The organism is Xanthomonas sp. WHRI 1810A (assembly GCF_040202885.1).
Taxonomy (GTDB): domain Bacteria; phylum Pseudomonadota; class Gammaproteobacteria; order Pseudomonadales; family Pseudomonadaceae; genus Aquipseudomonas.
On sequence record NZ_JBEGED010000001.1, the window covers coordinates 692,864 to 710,659 of the forward strand.

The following is a 17,796-nucleotide window of genomic DNA, read 5'->3' on the forward strand; positions in this document are numbered from 1 at the left end:
CGGCTGCTTTCGACCCAAAGCGGCCGTTCGCACTGCGTGCGATCTGTGGGTAGAATCCCTTTTTCCAAACCAGTACGAATTGATGCCAATGGTCCAACCGACGACAGTAGCCAACATCATTGGCCCTTGGAAAGGAGAGGCTCCGACAACGTTACTACAGCATTGTCGAGATGCCTGGGACACTCCTTTTAAAGAACTGTCAGATATCATGGTCGCTACTTTTCTGAACCAGCGAATCGCACTTCCTCAAATGTTGGCCGAGGCCAAGCGGCGATTGGATTCAGAGCCCCGCGAAGACACGGAATACTTCGATGACCAGTTAGCTGAGGCAGTTCTAGGTGCTGACAAGTGACCGCTTCTGGCCGAAAGCGGTCCTTCGCAACAGGCAGAAATCGCCTCAACAAAGCTGCCCCATCAGTACCACCCAGAACCTGATCGATTACGGCGCTTTTCAGCGCTCGCAGGATCAGTCTGAAATCCACATTGTTGAATGCCGCCTCCGCCTCATTGTGAACTGCATAGCCCACATGGACGGCAACACGTACGCTCATTGGCGCATGCACATCGCTGCCCAGATAATCAGCAAGCAGCCCCCTGATCTCATAGAGTGCGAGCTCGAGTAGCCGGGTCCGATCTGACTGCATAAGGATTCCGCTTACCAAAGGGAAGTGTGAGCGAGCTTAGCGAGGCCAGCTTAGTTCTCGGACTGGCAAAGGCGAAACACCGATTTTCCAATACAAACGCCCGCCAAAGCGGGGCTCTCTCTATCAACGCAGTGGCCATCGCGCCAGCCCTGAGATAGCGAACCGTAGGCATGCCATAGATCAGGTGAGGGTTCGCCAAATTCTCAGTGCACGGACAAAAAGTCATCGGAAAAGGAACAATTGATGTCCGTGCTCCACGCGGCAGATAAAATGAACATGCCCTCGATTCCATAACGTTTCGAGGCGTGCCATGAGAGTTCTTCGTATCCAAGATACCTGCTCAAAAATTGCTATCAGCCGAACGTCTTTGTGGAGACTGTGCAAACAAGATGACTTTCCGCAACCCATCAGCATCGGAGGCGGACGTGTAATCGGTTTTCTCGAGCACGAAATTGATCATTGGCTGGAGGCCCGTGCAGCAGCCCGCAAAACCACACAAGGGAGAAGCTGAGATGGGCCGACGGACAAGGCAGGAAATCTTCAAGCCATCAAAAGTGAAGTCTTCAGTTCACCGCTGAACGGTGGACTTATGGAAAAGATTCTTCAGCGGCTGTGCGTCCTCTATGACAGCACCGTGCCCCCCCAGTTGCCCCCTTGTGTCATACCCTTTCACGCCGTTGGCCAACCTGCTGGCCAAGGCGGTGAGGCATGAGCCACGACAACGCGATCAGTCTTGCCCACGCGACCTCACCCTCGGCCAAGGTCGATCCGCTGGCCACCAGCACCCACATGCCTCCGGCGCGTTTTTTCGAAGACGGCACTGCGCTCAACCGATTATTGCTGGAAGCGCCGTACATGGCGCGGTGCAGTGACGACAAAACCGCGACCCGCGTCCGTCCCCGTGAATACGCGCTGCGTTATCCCTATATGCAGGTCAATCGCCTCGGCATGGTGTCCTGGCTGGTGTTCGACCTGGACCATGCCAACGCCTTGGCCTGGGACGATGCCGGGTTGCCCGCGCCGAACCTGATGGTGCGTAACCGCAAAAGCGGCCATTCCCAGTTGTTCTATGCCGTGCCGTCCGTGTGCACCACAGAGAACGCACGGGTCAAGCCGATTCAGTACATGAAAGCGATCTATACCGCGTTTGCCGCTCGCCTCGACGCGGACATGGACTACCACGGTGGCCCGGTGGCCAAAACACCCGGTCACCCCTGGTGGGAGACGACCGAATTTCACACCCACGTGTATGAACTGGGCGAACTGGCGAACGCGGTGGAGCTGACAGTCAAACCCTGGGCCACAGGTCCGAAGCTTGATCAGGTCAGCCATTCGCGGCACTGCATCCTGTTCGAGCAACTGCGCTATTTTGCGTACAGCATCGTCAATCGCGAGCGTGAGCTGGGGTCGTTCGAGTCGTTCATGCGCTCGCTCGATGCGTATGCGTACAACCACAACAGCTTTCTCAAACAGGGTTTTTCGGAAAACCTGCCGCTGTCGTCGATACGCTCCACGGTCAAATCCGTAGGTCGCTGGACGTGGGATCGGTACACCGGCGATCGTCGTTGCCATCGAGGCGCAATGCAGCTCGATGGCAGCTTGTCGCTTACAGAACGGCAGAGCCTGGCTGCGCAGCGCACTAATGAGCTGCGGCACAAAGCCACAGAATCCAAAATACGCGCTGCTTGCAGGCAGCTTCAAGACCAGGGCAAGGCACTGGTCCGTTCTGCGATAGCGACTCTCGCCGGCGTTTCGGTGAGAACGGTGGCCAGCTACAAGCACATTCTCAGGGAAATATCTCAACCGGCCACTGTGAGAGTTCTCAGGCCTGCCAAGGCTGCGCCTGGGACACGTGGCCAAGTCGATTCAGCTTCCCCACAACCCACTCCGAGTCAGGCTGCAAATAGTCGCGCTCTGGGGGTGCAATCCGGTGTACATCAGATATCTGCGGTCCCGCAGGGGCCGCAAGCCGGAGAGTCTTTAAAAATAGAACATGAAGATGGTTCATCCATAGGCATTTTGAAATTCCTATACATGAACGTTCCGCCCGAGTGGAAAGAGGATTTCGTCACTAATTCGAAATCTTGGTTAACTACCAGAGAGCAGCAAGCTTGGATAGACAAGGCTATGCAGCGCTCGGACGATGATACCTCTGCGATACCTGATGAATATGGGATGGATACCGTATCGGGAAGCGTTGTAGATAACACCAACAACTAACCTAAACAGAAACTAGTAAAATAAAACACGACACTAGGGGGCAACGCCGTTCGATTTGTCGAAGACCCCGCCTAGCAAACGGATCGACGTCCACAACGCGCTCGCCCAGACCATTGCGCAAAAAACACTGATTCATGATACGCGGATGGTAGTCGACCTGATAGTCAAACAGTTAACATCCACCGCCAATTCTCCAAAATCTGCTTTGTACTCACTCACAAATCGGATACTCGGAGAGAGTTAAACACCTAACAAATAATTCAGAGAGCGTTTTTCCCTTGGGTCCTACCTTAGATAGACGCTCTCGAAAACCCCACAGAAAACCTATAAAAAATGCACCATCCAGATACCTAAAATACAAACTAATAGTTATTAGTCAAATTAAATCAACCAAAGTGAGCCAAGTCATACATCGTAAGTTTTCGGACACTACGAGCATAGATCACATCAGCACGCTATACTCACCCCACCAAGTCGGCTCGCTCAAGCAAAGCTCTAACAAACCTTCTCTTAGTCAAATCTGAGCATTTGCCTCTGTAGGTTTCACTAACCAGCTCGAAAACACCTATAGACATCGTCAACAACAATCCAACAATCAAAACTAGAGTTAGTGAAATAAGAAAAAGGGTGAGCGAGTATTTCGCAGCGGTTATCATAAAAACCGAGAGGTCAATATTCGACACTGTGAATTCCACGCCGGGTATTTTAAATGCGAAATTTATCATAGCCAATATAACTGGAATTGAAAGCAAGGTCTGAAGCGGCTTAAGGCTGAAAAAGCTACTCAAAAAACGATCGCCCAGCTGCTTATTCTTTCTAGACTCGGAAAGCATACCCTAAGCTTCATAAAAATTCTTGGCCAAATCAAAATACTTATCAGGCGGGACAGATAAATTCTTTTTAAGCCAAATGCCTTTGATAATTTCTCTATCTTGTTTTTTACAAAGCACGTCGGAAATATTTAAGCCGGACCTTTTTAGCTTGTCATATCTGTAAGCAGGCTCATAAAAAGCAATCCAAACTGCCAAACCGACGAATTCAAAAAGAACAGCTATCAGTGCTAGGCCTGTGTTCGCATCCCGCCCTAACGCTAACTCAACCAAACTGTAGAACATAAACAATATTGTTAGCACAAAGAAAAAAACTGATATCCAATACGCGATGCTTTTCGGGCCATCCTTGAGAGATCTTGAATAGAACAAAGTTGAATACCTAACGGCCACTTTTTCAAAATCTGAAACTGTCAAAATCTGCACCGCAACCCCCTCTTAATTTTTTATGCTGACTTTTTCATTACGCGTCGCTCATCATATCTTGAAAATGTCTGAAGTCTAATGGTCGAGTCAAGGGGTTGGTGCGGCCCGCAGCACCGAAGGGGCGAGGACTCGGCCCCTTGACGCGTTCGAGGTCAATAGCCTTCGCTAGGGTGACTGGGAGCGTTTCTATCCCAGGCTCCCGACGCCACGCGGGCGAGTGTGGGGAGTCCAGAGGGGCAAAGCCCCTATGGGGCGCATCGGAAACCACGGCCAGTTCTGAAGGCTGATCAACCTTCCCCTTTCAAAAATGCCCTTTGCTTTTTTGTATAGCGCCTCAACGCATCAAGTCATTTTATGAAAAAACCGAAAAATTTCGACCCATATATCGTTCCAAAAATAGTGGTACTAGTATGGTAAGACTGTGCTAACAAGCTGGTAATTTTGTGGCTATAGCGTGTAACCATTGTGGTAGCTTTGTGGTGGCAATGCGGTAACTGCATGGTAAGATTGTGTACACATTGTAGCAACTCTGTGGCAACTCTGTGGCATCATGGTGCGAACATTGTGTAAGTACGTACTTTCTCTAGGCGCCGAGCCGTATTTGACCATATAAAAACTCCAAGCTACCTTCTCCGTGGAAGTCATGATGATCGAGGACAGGGTGTGGTTTGAGCTACCGCGCACTTCGTGCTGGTATCTCATCGGGGCTCTTCCTCGCTTCGCTCGTCATCATCCCTAACCTGCCCTGCTCAGGGCTGCGCCCCGAGACCCCTGCCGCCGTGCGGCCATTAGAGTCGGAGTTTGTTATGGTCAATGGTCGTTCTGGTTCGGATACAAGGAAACGAACTGTGGTCGTTCACACTCGCTGTTTGCCCGAAGAGGCAGATGCATTGAAAGCTAAAGCTGAGGATGCAGGCATATCATTGTCGATGTTTATTCGTTGTGCTGGATTAAGTCGCCGCATAAGGAACCAATCAGATCGCATCATCTGTGCAGACATAAAGACGTTTGCAGCTCAGCTCCGTAGTTTAGGCGGATTGCAAAAAAACTTATTTAATAGCAGCCGTGGTGCGTATTCACAGCAAACATCTGAGTTGTTGATTGCGTTTAAGAATGCCGTTGACGAGGCGACAAGGGCACTCAAACGTATAGCGCCTGACGTCGAGGAAGTGGATAGCGATGATCGCTAAGATCGTTGGCCGACGAAGCGATGGAAAGACAAGTTTCCGTAGTCTATCCAAGTACATAAATAGTTTTCGACATGGTATTGATCCTGAGACCGGTGAGGTCACTGAAGGAGCTGTGGCAGTGCAAACAAACTGCCTTTCTGAGGATACCGCGTGGATTGAAATGTGGGGTACTTCGGTTCGAAGTAAGCGCACGAAAGATCCGGTAATGCACCTCGTTCTGAGCTGGTCAGAAGGAGACTACCCAACCGATGATCAAGCTTTTGATGCCGGTAAATTCGCGCTCGCTGCTATTGGGCTTAACGGTCATGAGTATCTGTCGGCCATACACCGTGATACCGACAATGCGCACTTGCATATCATGGTGAATAAGGTTCATCCAGATAGACACCGAGTACCGAAAATGTCGTATTCGAAATTCACATTAGATAAGGCAATGCGGCAGATCGAAATTGACCAAGGGTGGAAACACGATAATGGGCCTTTTTCCGTCAAAGAGGTTGACGGTAAGAAGTCTATAGATTGGACTTATACGAGTGCAGCACACCGGCTCAAGGCACGGGAAGGGAGTCGCGCCGATTTGCCGGAGAAGGCCCGGCAGTTTGAAGTTCACAGTGGTAATGAGTCGTTAGCGAGCTATGCCAAAGGACCGCCCAAAGATGATGCCAAGGCGCTAATGGAATCCGCGAAAGCTTCGTGGCAGGCGCTGCATACTATACTTGCCACTCATGGACTTGAGTTGAGACCAGCAAATGACCGAAACAACGCTTTCTACGTGGCGTCGGTAAGTGATCCCGCCCAGGCTCCGATCAAGGCATCTGACATGGGGTTGGGTGGGGGAAAACTCATAGAGCAGCTTGGCCCATACGAGCCACTTAAAACCAGGTATTTTGAACGGGAAGCGTTAGAGAATCAGAACTACAGCAAGCATCGCCCATTGCGCGATCCAACCAAGCGTGCCGACAACCGCGAGAAGCGCGCCAAAGAACGCGCAGAGTTGCGCGGCAAATATGAAGGTTTTGTCGTTGAGTGGAAGGCTAGGAAAGCTCCGGCTAAGGCTGAGCTAGCCCACACTCAGAAGTTGCGGCGTAAAGCCCTCACCGATCTACTTAGGGCAGAACGGGAAGGCATCCGGCGAAGTGGGCTAGACGGCAACCATCGCAGAGCACTTCTGTCGGTCGCAGCGTTTACTGCTGCGACCAAACGAGACGAACTAAAAGCCATATTTAAAGCTGAAAATGCCAGTTTACGAAAAGAGAAACATCTGTCTTATCGGGAATGGGTTGCAGATTGTGCAGAGGTCGGTGATCCAGCAGCTATAGCGCAGCTTCGGGGCTTTTCCTACGCAGACAAACGCAAAGGCAAACATCCCCAAGAGCCGGATGTCGCGGACGTACAGCGACCCTACTTCACGGCCACTTCGGATAGCGATCTTGACCCGGCACGGCCTGCAAGGCTTTCGGAGCGCGTTAGGTGGGCTGTTGATCGTTCGACTGGTGTTGTTAACTATTCGGTCAATGATCGGTTGGCGTTCCGGGATGAAGGACAGCGCATCACTTTCAACAAGGACAGCCGCAACGATGCGGATAGCATCGAGATAGGGTTGTTGCTGGCGAAGGAGAAATTCGGCGCTGTAGCGGTGCATGGCGGGCAGGAATTCAGGGATAGGGTGCTTGCTACCGCGGTTGAGCGACGGCTGGATGTGCGGTTTGCTGATCCTGAGCTTGAACAGCGACGCAAAGATGCCATCAATGCCGACATTGATCATAAGCGTCAGCGCTTCATAGAGGATCAACAGCAGTTCGATGTTATCCGTGCGCAACACGAGGCCAAGAAAGCGCCCCGGCAGGCCGCTATGACGCGAGATGAGGCGCAGCAGGCGCTATCAGCACCGGCACCGGTTCGGCCAGTCCGCGATTATGTTGAGATGGATGCTGTCGAGGCTGATGTGGCTCTGTATCGGTCTAGACTGGATCGTACATACGGGGAGTCCCGGGGCGAGCGGCCAGACCCGGAGAAGGCAGTCGGCTTCATTGGCCAACACATGGCGAAGGGCAAGGCCATGCAGTGGGACAATGATTTTGGTAAGAATGTAGAGCGACCATCCGAGGCTCGGCGCGATCACTTAAACAGCCATCATCCCGACGCTATTAAGTTTAGAGATGATGCGTGGAATCAGGCGTTAAAAACGCATGATTCATCAGTAAATGCTTGGATAAAAAAGTGCGATTATGCGAGGCACACGTTGATGAATACGCACGTTAATAGTGAGCCAGCAGTACCGAATCAGGACGTTCAGCGAGCAGCACGGCAGACCGAAGCTCAGCGTTTGCAGCAGCATCAGGAAGAAAGAGAGCGTGAGCGTCAGAACTCATTGAACCGGGACTCGCCGAATTTGGATATGTGAGGGTGGATCATGCTCGATACAATGAAGTACGTGTGGCGGTTCAACCCGGAAACGCAAGAGTTCGACGATGTTTTGCCGCTCATGGTGCGTAACGACCCCGGGGCGTATTACGTCATTCGAGACGGTTTTGGTGATTTGTGGGTGCATGATCCTTGGGGGCGTGAGTGCCATGCGAATTTTGAATATGTGGAGGTATACGGTATGACATTCGATAGAGAGCAGTTCGACCCGGAAGGGGTCGATGGGCAGCGCACAACTGAAGAACCACCCACGAGGTCGCTGTATTATTCGCTCACCCCAGAGGAGCTGGACGACCTGCGTACAGAAATGCGGCGCGACGGCCAATTGATGAAAGAACGGCTTGCTGTCTGGGGCAAAAAATTTTGAGCCGTCTAATCGGTATCTGATTTTGTGGCGGCATAGCGAGCCTGTAAAGCCTTGTAGCGTTCCACTATCCCGCGATAGGCACATTCAAGCGGAGAGCCGAGCTGTTCAAGGTTCGGCATTATTGGCAATCCTATTTCTGGGGACGCCAATTTTATCGAAGGTAGCCGACCGCGAGCTGGTGAGGGGCGGTCTACTCCGGCGTTCAACAGGGCGCGATTGAATGCATCCAAAGCTGCCCAGATAGCAGCTTTCCGGGACTCACCGACGGTACACCCCTGTTCCGTCAAGGCAGTGGCCGCATAACTCAACGTAAGAGGTAAAGTATTCAGTGACGCTTCAAGCTGCTTACGTCTAAACGCAGCATCGTGAGCTGTCTTCCACGCCTTCCACTCCTCTACTTCAGCCTTATTTAGTAACTGGATTGCATGTTGCGGCAGCTCGGTATCCCATCGGCTGATCGTACAGACATAGGTTTGCTTTTGATTGCCGCCCTTGGTCGTCTCATCGAGCATGCGAACGCAAATCACAGAGTTGCCAACGTACTGAATACCTAAAGTTTTGTTGTCTTGATACTTGAGCTTGAATCTCACTTTTCACCTTATCTGCTGGCAATTTTTTGAGTGACTGGAGTCTACGTTACGGACCATTCTAAATAAACATCATTGTTGCGATGTATACATACACCCCAATCAAGATGAAAATATATATTAATAATAAAAACAATGGTTTAAATCAAAACTTTCTTAATAGATGGACTATAGTCCACAACCTAGTTTTTACATACCTTTTAAAGGATGCCGAACGCCTATAGACTTTCTCGTGAATTCCCCCCGAGAGACTATCCAGATGGCAGGAATGCCCTTTTCACCGTGTGACACAACGGACGGCGCAAGCAGTTGCTCAGATGCAAGTGTGGGAGTACTTAGAGCAGTCTTTGGGCCGGTCATTGACGCTTTGTCACAAGGCAACGACCCTGAAACTGTCACTGCCACCTCTAACGTGCTGGCCTCAATGTTCGTACAGTACAACTCTGGTCTGCTGATACTGGCGTCCTTATTCGTTTCGTATATCGCCATTATCGGCGTCGCTAACACGGCTAATGAGGGCGAAGCGATGGGCAAGGCATGGAGTTCGCTTTGGACTCCGCTGCGCATCGTGTTCGGTGGTGGAGCCTTACTGCCCGCTTCAAGCGGCTATTCGATTATCCAGATCATCGTACTGACAATTGGACTTTGGGGCATTGGTTTTGCCAACGGCGTATTCAAAGCCGGTGTTGAAAACGGGATTGTTAACGGATCGCTCAGCAGCGTTAGTAGCCAGCTTGGATTTGGTAGTGGCGCGAAGCCCAACCCCAACTATCCGTTGTACGACATTCGCCAGTTTGGCCAAGCCTATTTGGCGTCGAGCTGGTGCGCCAGATCCCTCAATGCAATTTACGGCTCGCTTGACCAGCATACCGCTGTACAAGCGCTTTCAACGCCTGACTCCAAGGTAGATGACGGCATTGGACGACAGGCTGCGACGTATCTCATCAAAGATCGCAATACGGCCACCAACCTTGGCGGTGGAACGCCAATTTGTGGATCGATCAAGGTCTATAGCTTTAGTGTTCCTGCGGAGCTGATAACGACCTCTCCCTCTACGGGTACAATTTTTAATCCTGCTACGATTACTAGCAATAAGGCCGCGATGCAGGCGGTACGGCTTGCCACGCTTAACGCCAAAATCATTGCCATGAACAAGGTGATGGCTGATATTGATGCATGGGTGAGAACTTGGCCGACGGATATAAACAAGAACGGATGGGATACCGTTAAGAGCGATCGCTTTAACCTCATTATCAATCAAGCCCAAAATACGCTCACTCAAAATCTAACGTCCCAAATGGCGAACGATACGACACTAAAAAAGATAATGGCTAAGTACGTCGATGATGTAACAGAAGACGGCTGGGCAATGGCGGGGGGATTTTATCAGCGTCTCTCCGGCATTAGGCAGGAGATGGGGGCTATGTTTGCAGAGCCTGTTGCAGTTGCAACGCAGCCAAACCTCAATATGCTGCCTAAAGACGCGGCGGCACGGTTGGCATTAAACAGTTACCAAACGGTCTATCAAGCAATTATTAGCAAATCGCTTGATGGCTCAAGCTACAAACAACCCGTAACGCCTAATGCAGCAGATATTAAAGCTGCTTTAGCTCCGGCATCGCTGGATGATTTGAATGTCGACACCTTGGGTAGCCGTGGCGACAGCATTATGAGTAACTTCATCGGCTGGGGCATGGAACGCGTTACAGCCACGCTGATTGGCACGGATGGTGATGTTGACGCAATTTCTCGTATCAAGACTACTGGTGATGTACTGGCACTTATGCAGGCATCCGCTATTACAACTAATCGTGTCGTGCATACTGCGTTATCAGGTGCCAAGGCCGTAGCAGCTGGGGTTGGATCAGTATCTTTTTTCGGAACTAGTGTTGACGCTACCCCGCTAGCTGACACGTTGCTTGAGTGGGTAATCTACAATTTCTTAAAACCACTGGTAGAAGTCGCTAGCTGGGTAGGAGTATTAGCATTTTACTTTGGTGTTTTTCTGCCGTCACTGCCCTATACCATTTTCATTATTGCCGTGGTCGGCTGGGTGCTTGGTGTTCTGCAATCAGTTGTGGCTGCGCCACTATGGGCATTGACGCACATGACGCCAGAACGTTCGTTTATTGGATCGCAGACCCAAGGTTATTTAATGTTGTTGTCCCTGTTTGCTCGACCTGTACTGATTGTTTTCGGTTTGTTTGCAGCGATGGCAATAGCAAATCCAATTCTGCTGTACATCAGTAAAGCATTTTGGGCGATGCACGCAGCCAACGTGACCAGTGCGGAGTCTTTAGGCTGGTTTGTTGAGTTCTTCCAGTGGCGCAACTGGTTAATCATGTATGGTCTGCTATTGCTGCCTGTCATCTACATGATCTTTGGACTATCGCAGACTTTGCCGGATGTGGTCTTGAAATGGATCGGCATCGGCATCGACTCTATGGGGTCGACGCAAGCTACTAGCGAGATGCGAAGCAACACAGAAAAATTTGGGCCAAGCAGCTTGGGCAGCGGTAGTGTCGGAACAAAGCCAATCCCCGGAGGAGGAACATCTGGCCTTCGAGATGACAGCGGCAATAACAATGGTGGTGACCGGGGTGACCGAAAAGACGGTGGGGCTCCACTTAACATAGGCCCACAAGGCGTTGCTCCTAATATGGCTGATGAATCATTAGGTGGTGCGTCCTCTTCTGAATCCTCGACCCGGCCCAGTGGCCGAGTCGGTGAAAGTCTGATGCTGGGCCCACGAGGTGGTGTTTTGCCTGAGACTTCAGCTAATCCTGCGGGGTCAGATGGAAAAGATTCTTCGTCCGAAGTCAAAAAACCCAATAGTCAGGACCGTAACGCAAACGACGACAAGCCCATAATTTCATAAAGGAATAGAAACCATGTCATATGACTTTAATGCAGAAACCACAGGGGTCATTATCGGCCGCAGGCAGGGTTACCAAAAAGGACGCAATGAAGGTTACGACGCAGGCTTTGAAGATGCAAATAGCCAATGGATCGAGGTTAATAATAAATGGAAAGCGGGTTATGCCCAGCTTAAAAAAGAAAACGAACAGCAGGCAAAGACTATAAAAGAGGCAAACTTTGCAATGTCTAGTCTTGCGATTATTGCAATGAGCACAATGCATGGGTTAGGCAATGCACATGATAAAGAAATAAACAAAGTTGTTCTGCACTATTGCGAGCTTTCGAGAAGTTGGTTGGATGGTGGTTACATACGCACTTCTCCGGCTCAGGAACCTGTACTTATACAACTTTCACCTCACATTTGTGAGGTTATGCAAGGGTGGTGTAATCGAATGATCGATGCACATGAGCGAGAAAAACTGCATATCCATCACTCTGACCCCTCTCAGTGATTTTTCAGCCCAGGAGGACAAAATAATTTCTATAACTGAATCCGGAGTAAGAAACCATGAAAGAAGGACCCAAGACGGAAGAAACACCAGCTCAGGACATCATGAACGCGCTTCTCGCTGTAGCTGAAAAAATATTGGCTAATATATCTGTGAAACGTCGCCGTTGTGCGCGTAAGGTGCTTTGAAATGAGGTTTTTTAAAACTGCTCAGAAAGCTGTAAAGTTCGCTTTCGTGTCTATGCCGCTTTCTGTCTTCGGATGGCGCAATATTTCATCTAATCACCGGCATTTGAAAGACTTGGTGAGCACGATAAGAAACCCGCACTGCCCTATGTGCGACAAGGGCGTGATGTTCGTCCACCGCGACGCAGAAGCGGACGAAAAATCGCTTTACCCATGGACGTGCTCCGCGGACTGCGGCTTTGGCGTCCTCACAAAGCGAGATCAGAAATCAATTACGGAAGTGTTGCTGCCGCTGATCAAAAAAAAGGGGCGTGCTCAACTTGACGGTATGAGCGAAGAAGAGCAAACCAGTCTTATCAAGTCACACACGCGACAATCTCGAACGTTCTGGGCATTTGCGGTGCTTTGCCCGCTTATCGCTTTGTACAGCCTGGCAACAAGTGGAATGGCCCTCACTTGCATCAGTATTTTTTCCATGACACTGCCCTTCTCGATTCTCGCTGTCAAATGGAGCTATCGCGCATGGCAGGTACGTACCGGCACGCTGTACGTGGAAGGCGCATTCAAACAGTTCGTGAAGCGCGGACTTTGGATTCCGGGGATCGACAGATGATTAAGCAAAAAAACATCGCGGGCAACTTGGTTATCGGAGACTCGAAATACTGGGCTGCGCTTGAGTATGCAGCGGATCAGTTTTTGGCCCGTGAGGCTGCCGTAATGAGGAACAGAGCCGGGAACGACGTTTCCCCCCGCTCTGCTAGGGCCATAGGGGCTTTGCCCCTCTGGACTCCCCAGGTCTGCCTTGCGACGCGGCGGGAAGCTGACGGGAAGAACGTCCATCAGCTTCCCTTGCAGAGGTTAAGGTCACTACTAACACGTCAAGGATGAAGGCTACGCCCCGGCGCTCCGTTCATCGGGCAGGCCCGATGAGCCGGTGCGGCGGCCCCTGACATGACTAAGAACGATGTTGACAGCCTGTTGTGCTAAAAGTGAAAACCTACATCTCGCGTAACTTTTTGAATGTCGAAGGACAAATCATTACTACCTCAGACAATCTCGAAGAAATCACAGCAACAGCCAATCGAAATTCAACTAGACAAGGTCAGCGAACCCAACATTTCTAGAGGCAGACCTAATACCACTTATGGTTTACCTGCGCACTTCCAAAAACTATGTTTTTGAAACTTTATTCGGCTTCTTTCCAACATTACGATGTGCTTCCCGGAACAAATCGTAAACTGCCTCAGCTTCTAGGGAGGGAGTAGCATCTTTTTTACTGCAAAAAATATCGTAGTATTTATTGAACATGGAACGGTCACGTGCCTTGTGCCAAGTCCAGCCTATACCAAGACTTCCCCGCTGCGGAAGTTTTCCAGTTGCAGTCCGATTCATAACAAAACCAAAAACGTCGTTATTTAGACTTTTTACAAGCGTAAAGGTCAAATCTGCGATACTTGCAATGGAGACCTTATTTAGCGACACTGGTTTCTCTAAAAATTTACTATGAGCATGAAGGCCTAATGCTGAGGCGTTTTTTACTCCAAGCTTGCCAAACCTGTGAGTACAACAATGGCGTAGTTGAATTATTTGGTCAAACTGCTCCAAAAGATTACGAGTGCCAACTGATACATTTTCCAGCCCTACAAATTTTTTTAGTGACGGGGCTATTACTTTTTGCGTTGAAAAGCTTGTTTCTTCCAACAAAGCATCTGGGAGTGCTTCTTTGGAATGATGTATAGCAGCAGCGTAGGACACTTGGTGTGGCGCACATAGATCTCTGGTGAAAGGATCACAATGAATCAGCCTAGTAATCAGCGACCGCATATACCCCTCAACTGCAGAGAGATAACCTATTAATAGCAACCTGCTAATTTCAGGAGCTATCTCCTCTGTCGGCCCCAAGCTCGTCCAATGCTTATTTAATAAAAGCGAGTTATCCAAAAACAAATCTACAGGAGACCCTTCTTTTTCAACATAACTGCCATCAAAGAGCTTTTCCGTATCAATTGCGGTTTTGAGCGGACGCACCGTCACGATTGCTGCATAATTACTCATGATAGGTAATCATCAACAAAACTGTTTAGCACATCGACAATGCGAGCTGTACGTCTACGACCAAACCCCGACACGCTTAGCAAATCTGCCGCCGGATCCTGTTTAGCCAGATAGTCCCGAATTGTTCTAAAAAACGGGAGATGCTCCCTAATTTGGTTTCTTTGCCAGTCTGTCAAACCAGGAACTTCGTCAATTAAAGCGTCCAAGCACTGGTGAAAAGCAGATGCATCTACTAGCTGGTGTCCGCAAGCATGACAAAAACGCTGATTATCTGAAAGTCTTCTTTCCTTACAGTTTGCACACTGCGGCAAAGCCAAGCTAAGTCCTTTTACAAACTCCTTACCTACGATAGAGGCCAAACTCTTCCTAAGTGGATGTTTCGTAGACTTGAATCTAATAGCTTCTAAATTCTGCTTAATAGAACCAGATCCCTCCTCGGCGATGAAAGCCCCTATATTTAGAAGGAGGCTGCTATGGGGTATGAATTTTTTGTATATACGTAATGGAGTACCATGCTTAACCTCACCGTCATCAAAGATTAATCCAGCCTCAATCAACAACCGCAGTGTTCGTTCTAACAGAGGTTCAATCACCTCTGTCCGAAGCCCATACGTTATTCCCTTTTCTTGACGCTTTAACAACGGTCGATTGTAATCTTTGAGTGAAACACAGATCGCATGGACCAACTTCTCGCCAGATGCAACCAATATTTCTAGCTTAGGTGCTTTTTTCCCAAGGGTTCTAAACTCACCAAGACGCGCGCTGAGGTGCTCATTGATTATACGAGTCACACCCTGCTGAGCAGTCCTAAAGCCACCTCGCTGGTAATCCTCTAACATGGTTAGGTAAGCGCGCGGCACTCCAAATGCGGCAAACCTGAGTAATGCTTGAACATCATCGGGTATTGATTCAAGTTTCTTCACCCTCACTGCTGCAATATCTTTCATGATCGACTCATATTCGGAGTCTTCTGTCGAGATCCACGCCGGGATGGACACAGCGTCTTGCCCCATATGGAAGCGAGGACTCATTTCAGTGGTCCCAGGATAAACTGAAATTTTGGGAGCAATGGTAGAGGATTTGAGCGATCGAGCGATATCGAGAAACTCGATTAGATACTCCGGAGTAAGCGTCATCGCCGCGTCATCTAACAGCAGCACTGAGAATTTACGGCCTGCAGTGTGGCAAAGTTCATCGACAATGCGCTTCACACGGTCAATAGATAGAGAGTCGGAGAGTTTAGCGAGATCCCCTTCTATGGTTTGGTTACGCTCTAGCTTTGTTGCAAGCGTTAAAAGCGACTCATAAGCATAGCCATACGAGAAAAGCAATTCGTCCACTACAGATAACTTGGGTAGCCATTCCTCGCTGCTTTCACGTGTAGAAAGTAATATCCTAGCCAAAACCCAAGAATGAAAAAGCTGTGAAGCTCCAGCGTTGCTCGACAGCAAAGGCTCAAGGCGAAAATAACGTTGAAAAGATGCGAATATTGCGAAAGGCTTATTTTTGTTCTCTCGGCAAGAAAGCCAAGCAAACCGCATCATGTGAGTTTTCCCGCACCCGCGAGGTCCCACAACGGTCCGTAATGCTTTATTAGTGAGTTCTAGTGTAACGCGCTGAAATAAAGCCCCTCCATCTGAGGTCTCGCGATGCAAGTCTTCAAGCGGAATATAGTCTGCTCGGTGTTGTAAAGTAGTGCTCAGCACGCTGGAGTCAATTGACTTAGTGCTAGCGTTCATATATTTGCCTTGGAATTTTTAAGTCGAGCAAAGCTTCGGTTGTTATAAATCTAGCACCGACACCATGGGCGATAGCACGAATAGCTGCTCGACCAGCCCCCCCTGTCAGATAACCAAGGACTTGTTGGCGGGCGAAGGGTGCTACCCGAAGAATAAATACGCAATCTGAAACCAGAACGACTCCCGCTTCCACAACACATACTTTTTCTTCTAAATTCCTTCCAACCCTTGCCAACAAAATATCTCCGGCAATAGCTTCAATTCCACCAGCCAGATTTCTAACGCTTGGCAACAATGTGAAATTAGGAGGAACCTGGACCTGTCCCAGGACGAAATTTGTGGTATGGAAAACAGGAAGGGGGCAGGTTTTCAGCTCACTTGATGAGAATGTACCACGCCTGAGCATTGTAGTAATGTCGCGCAATAGTACGTGGTCACAACTTTGATCTGAGTTTGCGGCTACTAGGTAGGAATAATCTAAACGTGTGCCTGCCTCTTCCGCCGAGACGGATATTTCTCTCGACAGTAAACCGTTTGATTCAAGCCGCTGAACTTTTATGGCGTCTCGTGCACCTGGACTTTTTCTCAAGATTACAATATGCGCTTTAGCATCCGTCCTCTTAAAAACCCCGCGAGGTAACTCCACAACTCTTTCAAGAGAGTGCGATGTAGCCAAGACTTTACGGAGCCCTGAGTATTTCTCCCCTGCTACTATGCCATCCGGAAGAATTAGACCTAATTTGCCACCCGATTTAATAAACCGAAGATTTTGCGCAATAAACAACACTTCCGCAGGGGCAGTGCTCAGCTGCGGGAGAATGTGACTCAGCCCCGCGTCTTCAAGAATCTCACCGAAATGTTTTTGCCACTTCGGTCGAATATAAGGAGGATTACACAATGCAGAATCTACAGAGCCGAAAGGCACCCCTATTTTTTCGTCTATAGAGCCATCGAGCGCATCCCCAACATGATGTGTGAATAGCTCTCTTTGGGTTTTTGAAAGAGACGAACTTCCCGCATTTTGATCAATGTCAACAGTGATGAATTTCGCTTGATCCCAATGAAGACTGGCCGCTCCCACTAAGGCACCGTCTCCTGCCCCTAAATCGATTACTAAGCTTGGAGAGCAAGCAGACATCCTGTCAATCAAAAGGCCTGCAACTCCTTCCGCGGTATAGTATCGACCGTAAAGGTCAGAAGTTTTTGGTAGGTGCCGTAAATCCATGTTTTTTTAGCTTCGTAGTAAAATTTCAAGTCGCGTGCGGTGCGCGGCACACTGCTTTATCCAACGTGCTGGCACTGGAGACGTCAAGATACAGGGAATGCGGTAGCCTTACCATGAGCCTTCTACGCCCCACGGGCGCTTGTCACCATAAGCTGCGAATCCCGCCTGAATCTACAGCTCATCCAAGCCATGAGGCATGCAGAGAATGAGAGGGGTACGAGCAGAGAAAAGCCTGTTGCAAACCGGGACAGGGCAAGAGCAGCGGTCCCAGCCTGCCGAGTTCTACCTAAAAAGGGCATTCTGTAGGTAGAGAACATCGGTCTTGTCGCAGAGATGGCTCGGAGACTTCGCCGGGCGGTGCCAAGCAGCCTAAATGCGTTCTCTAAAACTGTAGGTACACAAGCTTGGCTTCGTAGTCCGCTGGCCAAGTCCAACTGCACATGAGCGACCCATGAGTGTGGATGAGTACATATATGAGTACAATTTTTTATAACATCTATAAATATCCAATCAATTCAACTAGTTACGATACAAGT

15 protein-coding genes are annotated in these 17,796 nt (G+C 49.5%); 9 read left to right on the forward strand and 6 right to left on the reverse strand.

Annotated features, from left to right (window positions below):
- The first annotated feature begins 954 nt into the window (after positions 1–954).
- Both ABQX22_RS03145 and ABQX22_RS03150 read left to right on the forward strand, forming a co-directional pair.
- Positions 955–1,155 (forward strand): helix-turn-helix transcriptional regulator, encoded by a 201-nt coding sequence (locus tag ABQX22_RS03145; RefSeq protein WP_080544384.1) that lies wholly within the window; start codon positions 955–957, stop codon positions 1,153–1,155.
- Between the two features lie 278 nt (positions 1,156–1,433).
- Positions 1,434–2,864 carry a replication initiation protein gene (locus tag ABQX22_RS03150; RefSeq protein WP_349796444.1) on the forward strand — a complete coding sequence of 477 codons (1,431 nt, stop codon included), beginning with the start codon at positions 1,434–1,436 and terminating at the stop codon, positions 2,862–2,864.
- Between the two features lie 461 nt (positions 2,865–3,325).
- Here ABQX22_RS03150 and ABQX22_RS03155 read toward each other — a convergent pair whose 3' ends face one another.
- Positions 3,326–3,697 (reverse strand): hypothetical protein, encoded by a 372-nt coding sequence (locus tag ABQX22_RS03155; protein ID WP_235806264.1) that lies wholly within the window; start codon positions 3,695–3,697, stop codon positions 3,326–3,328.
- 3 nt (positions 3,698–3,700) lie between these two features.
- Entirely contained in the window at positions 3,701–4,120 is a 420-nt protein-coding gene (locus tag ABQX22_RS03160) for a hypothetical protein (protein WP_235806263.1), read from the reverse strand.
- A 668-nt stretch (positions 4,121–4,788) separates the two neighbouring features.
- Here ABQX22_RS03160 and mobA point away from each other — a divergent pair.
- From mobA to ABQX22_RS03175, 3 genes are read left to right on the forward strand one after another with little or no spacing between them, the layout of a single operon-like run.
- Positions 4,789–5,310 carry a plasmid mobilization protein MobA gene (gene mobA, locus ABQX22_RS03165; RefSeq protein WP_235806262.1) on the forward strand — a complete coding sequence of 174 codons (522 nt, stop codon included), beginning with the start codon at positions 4,789–4,791 and terminating at the stop codon, positions 5,308–5,310.
- Positions 5,300–7,714, forward strand: coding sequence for a TraI/MobA(P) family conjugative relaxase (gene traI / locus ABQX22_RS03170; RefSeq protein ID WP_057409473.1), 2,415 nt, complete (start codon positions 5,300–5,302; stop codon positions 7,712–7,714). Before mobA ends, traI begins: the two co-directional genes overlap by 11 nt.
- Before the next feature lie 9 nt (positions 7,715–7,723).
- A complete protein-coding gene (locus ABQX22_RS03175; RefSeq protein ID WP_057409472.1) occupies positions 7,724–8,101 on the forward strand; it encodes a hypothetical protein in 378 nt (125 codons plus the stop codon).
- Between the two features lie 5 nt (positions 8,102–8,106).
- Here the strand turns inward: ABQX22_RS03175 and ABQX22_RS03180 are convergent, their stop codons facing one another.
- Complete coding sequence (locus tag ABQX22_RS03180) at positions 8,107–8,691, reverse strand: hypothetical protein (protein WP_057409471.1); 585 nt, start codon at positions 8,689–8,691, stop codon at positions 8,107–8,109.
- Between the two features lie 256 nt (positions 8,692–8,947).
- On the opposite strand from ABQX22_RS03180, the gene ABQX22_RS03185 reads away from it, so the two are divergent.
- The 4 genes from ABQX22_RS03185 to ABQX22_RS03200 are packed head-to-tail and all read left to right on the forward strand — an operon-like array spanning position 8,948 to position 12,854.
- A complete protein-coding gene (locus ABQX22_RS03185) occupies positions 8,948–11,566 on the forward strand; it encodes a DotA/TraY family protein (protein ID WP_081021762.1) in 2,619 nt (872 codons plus the stop codon).
- 13 nt (positions 11,567–11,579) lie between these two features.
- Positions 11,580–12,059, forward strand: coding sequence for a hypothetical protein (locus ABQX22_RS03190; protein ID WP_057409469.1), 480 nt, complete (start codon positions 11,580–11,582; stop codon positions 12,057–12,059).
- A 56-nt stretch (positions 12,060–12,115) separates the two neighbouring features.
- Positions 12,116–12,244, forward strand: coding sequence for a hypothetical protein (locus ABQX22_RS03195; RefSeq protein ID WP_268873441.1), 129 nt, complete (start codon positions 12,116–12,118; stop codon positions 12,242–12,244).
- Position 12,245: 1 nt separating this feature from the next.
- A complete protein-coding gene (locus tag ABQX22_RS03200; protein WP_057409468.1) occupies positions 12,246–12,854 on the forward strand; it encodes a hypothetical protein in 609 nt (202 codons plus the stop codon).
- A 557-nt stretch (positions 12,855–13,411) separates the two neighbouring features.
- On the opposite strand, the gene ABQX22_RS03205 is transcribed toward ABQX22_RS03200, so the two are convergent.
- From ABQX22_RS03205 to ABQX22_RS03215, 3 genes are read right to left on the reverse strand one after another with little or no spacing between them, the layout of a single operon-like run.
- The gene (locus tag ABQX22_RS03205; protein WP_155516718.1) at positions 13,412–14,296 is read right to left on the reverse strand and encodes a hypothetical protein; all 885 of its coding nucleotides are present in this window, start codon (positions 14,294–14,296) and stop codon (positions 13,412–13,414) included.
- Positions 14,293–16,035, reverse strand: a complete 1,743-nt coding sequence (locus ABQX22_RS03210) for a hypothetical protein (protein WP_349796368.1) — start codon at positions 16,033–16,035, stop codon at positions 14,293–14,295. The genes ABQX22_RS03205 and ABQX22_RS03210 overlap by 4 nt, the downstream gene beginning before the upstream one ends.
- The gene (locus tag ABQX22_RS03215; RefSeq protein ID WP_081021761.1) at positions 16,025–17,260 is read right to left on the reverse strand and encodes an N-6 DNA methylase; all 1,236 of its coding nucleotides are present in this window, start codon (positions 17,258–17,260) and stop codon (positions 16,025–16,027) included. The genes ABQX22_RS03210 and ABQX22_RS03215 overlap by 11 nt, the downstream gene beginning before the upstream one ends.
- Between the last annotated feature and the right edge of the window lie 536 nt (positions 17,261–17,796).

Bases quoted from the DNA above. Each gene is read 5' to 3' on its own strand.
- ABQX22_RS03145 (WP_080544384.1), top strand. From the start codon at position 955: ATGAGAGTTCTTCGTATCCAAGATACCTGCTCAAAAATTGCTATCAGC.
- ABQX22_RS03150 (WP_349796444.1), top strand. From the start codon at position 1,434: ATGCCTCCGGCGCGTTTTTTCGAAGACGGCACTGCGCTCAACCGATTA.
- ABQX22_RS03155 (WP_235806264.1), bottom strand. From the start codon at position 3,697: ATGCTTTCCGAGTCTAGAAAGAATAAGCAGCTGGGCGATCGTTTTTTG.
- traI (WP_057409473.1), top strand. From the start codon at position 5,300: ATGATCGCTAAGATCGTTGGCCGACGAAGCGATGGAAAGACAAGTTTC.
- ABQX22_RS03175 (WP_057409472.1), top strand. From the start codon at position 7,724: ATGCTCGATACAATGAAGTACGTGTGGCGGTTCAACCCGGAAACGCAA.
- ABQX22_RS03185 (WP_081021762.1), top strand. From the start codon at position 8,948: ATGGCAGGAATGCCCTTTTCACCGTGTGACACAACGGACGGCGCAAGC.
- ABQX22_RS03190 (WP_057409469.1), top strand. From the start codon at position 11,580: ATGTCATATGACTTTAATGCAGAAACCACAGGGGTCATTATCGGCCGC.
- ABQX22_RS03195 (WP_268873441.1), top strand. From the start codon at position 12,116: ATGAAAGAAGGACCCAAGACGGAAGAAACACCAGCTCAGGACATCATG.
- ABQX22_RS03200 (WP_057409468.1), top strand. From the start codon at position 12,246: ATGAGGTTTTTTAAAACTGCTCAGAAAGCTGTAAAGTTCGCTTTCGTG.
- ABQX22_RS03205 (WP_155516718.1), bottom strand. From the start codon at position 14,296: ATGAGTAATTATGCAGCAATCGTGACGGTGCGTCCGCTCAAAACCGCA.
- ABQX22_RS03210 (WP_349796368.1), bottom strand. From the start codon at position 16,035: ATGAACGCTAGCACTAAGTCAATTGACTCCAGCGTGCTGAGCACTACT.
- ABQX22_RS03215 (WP_081021761.1), bottom strand. From the start codon at position 17,260: ATGGATTTACGGCACCTACCAAAAACTTCTGACCTTTACGGTCGATAC.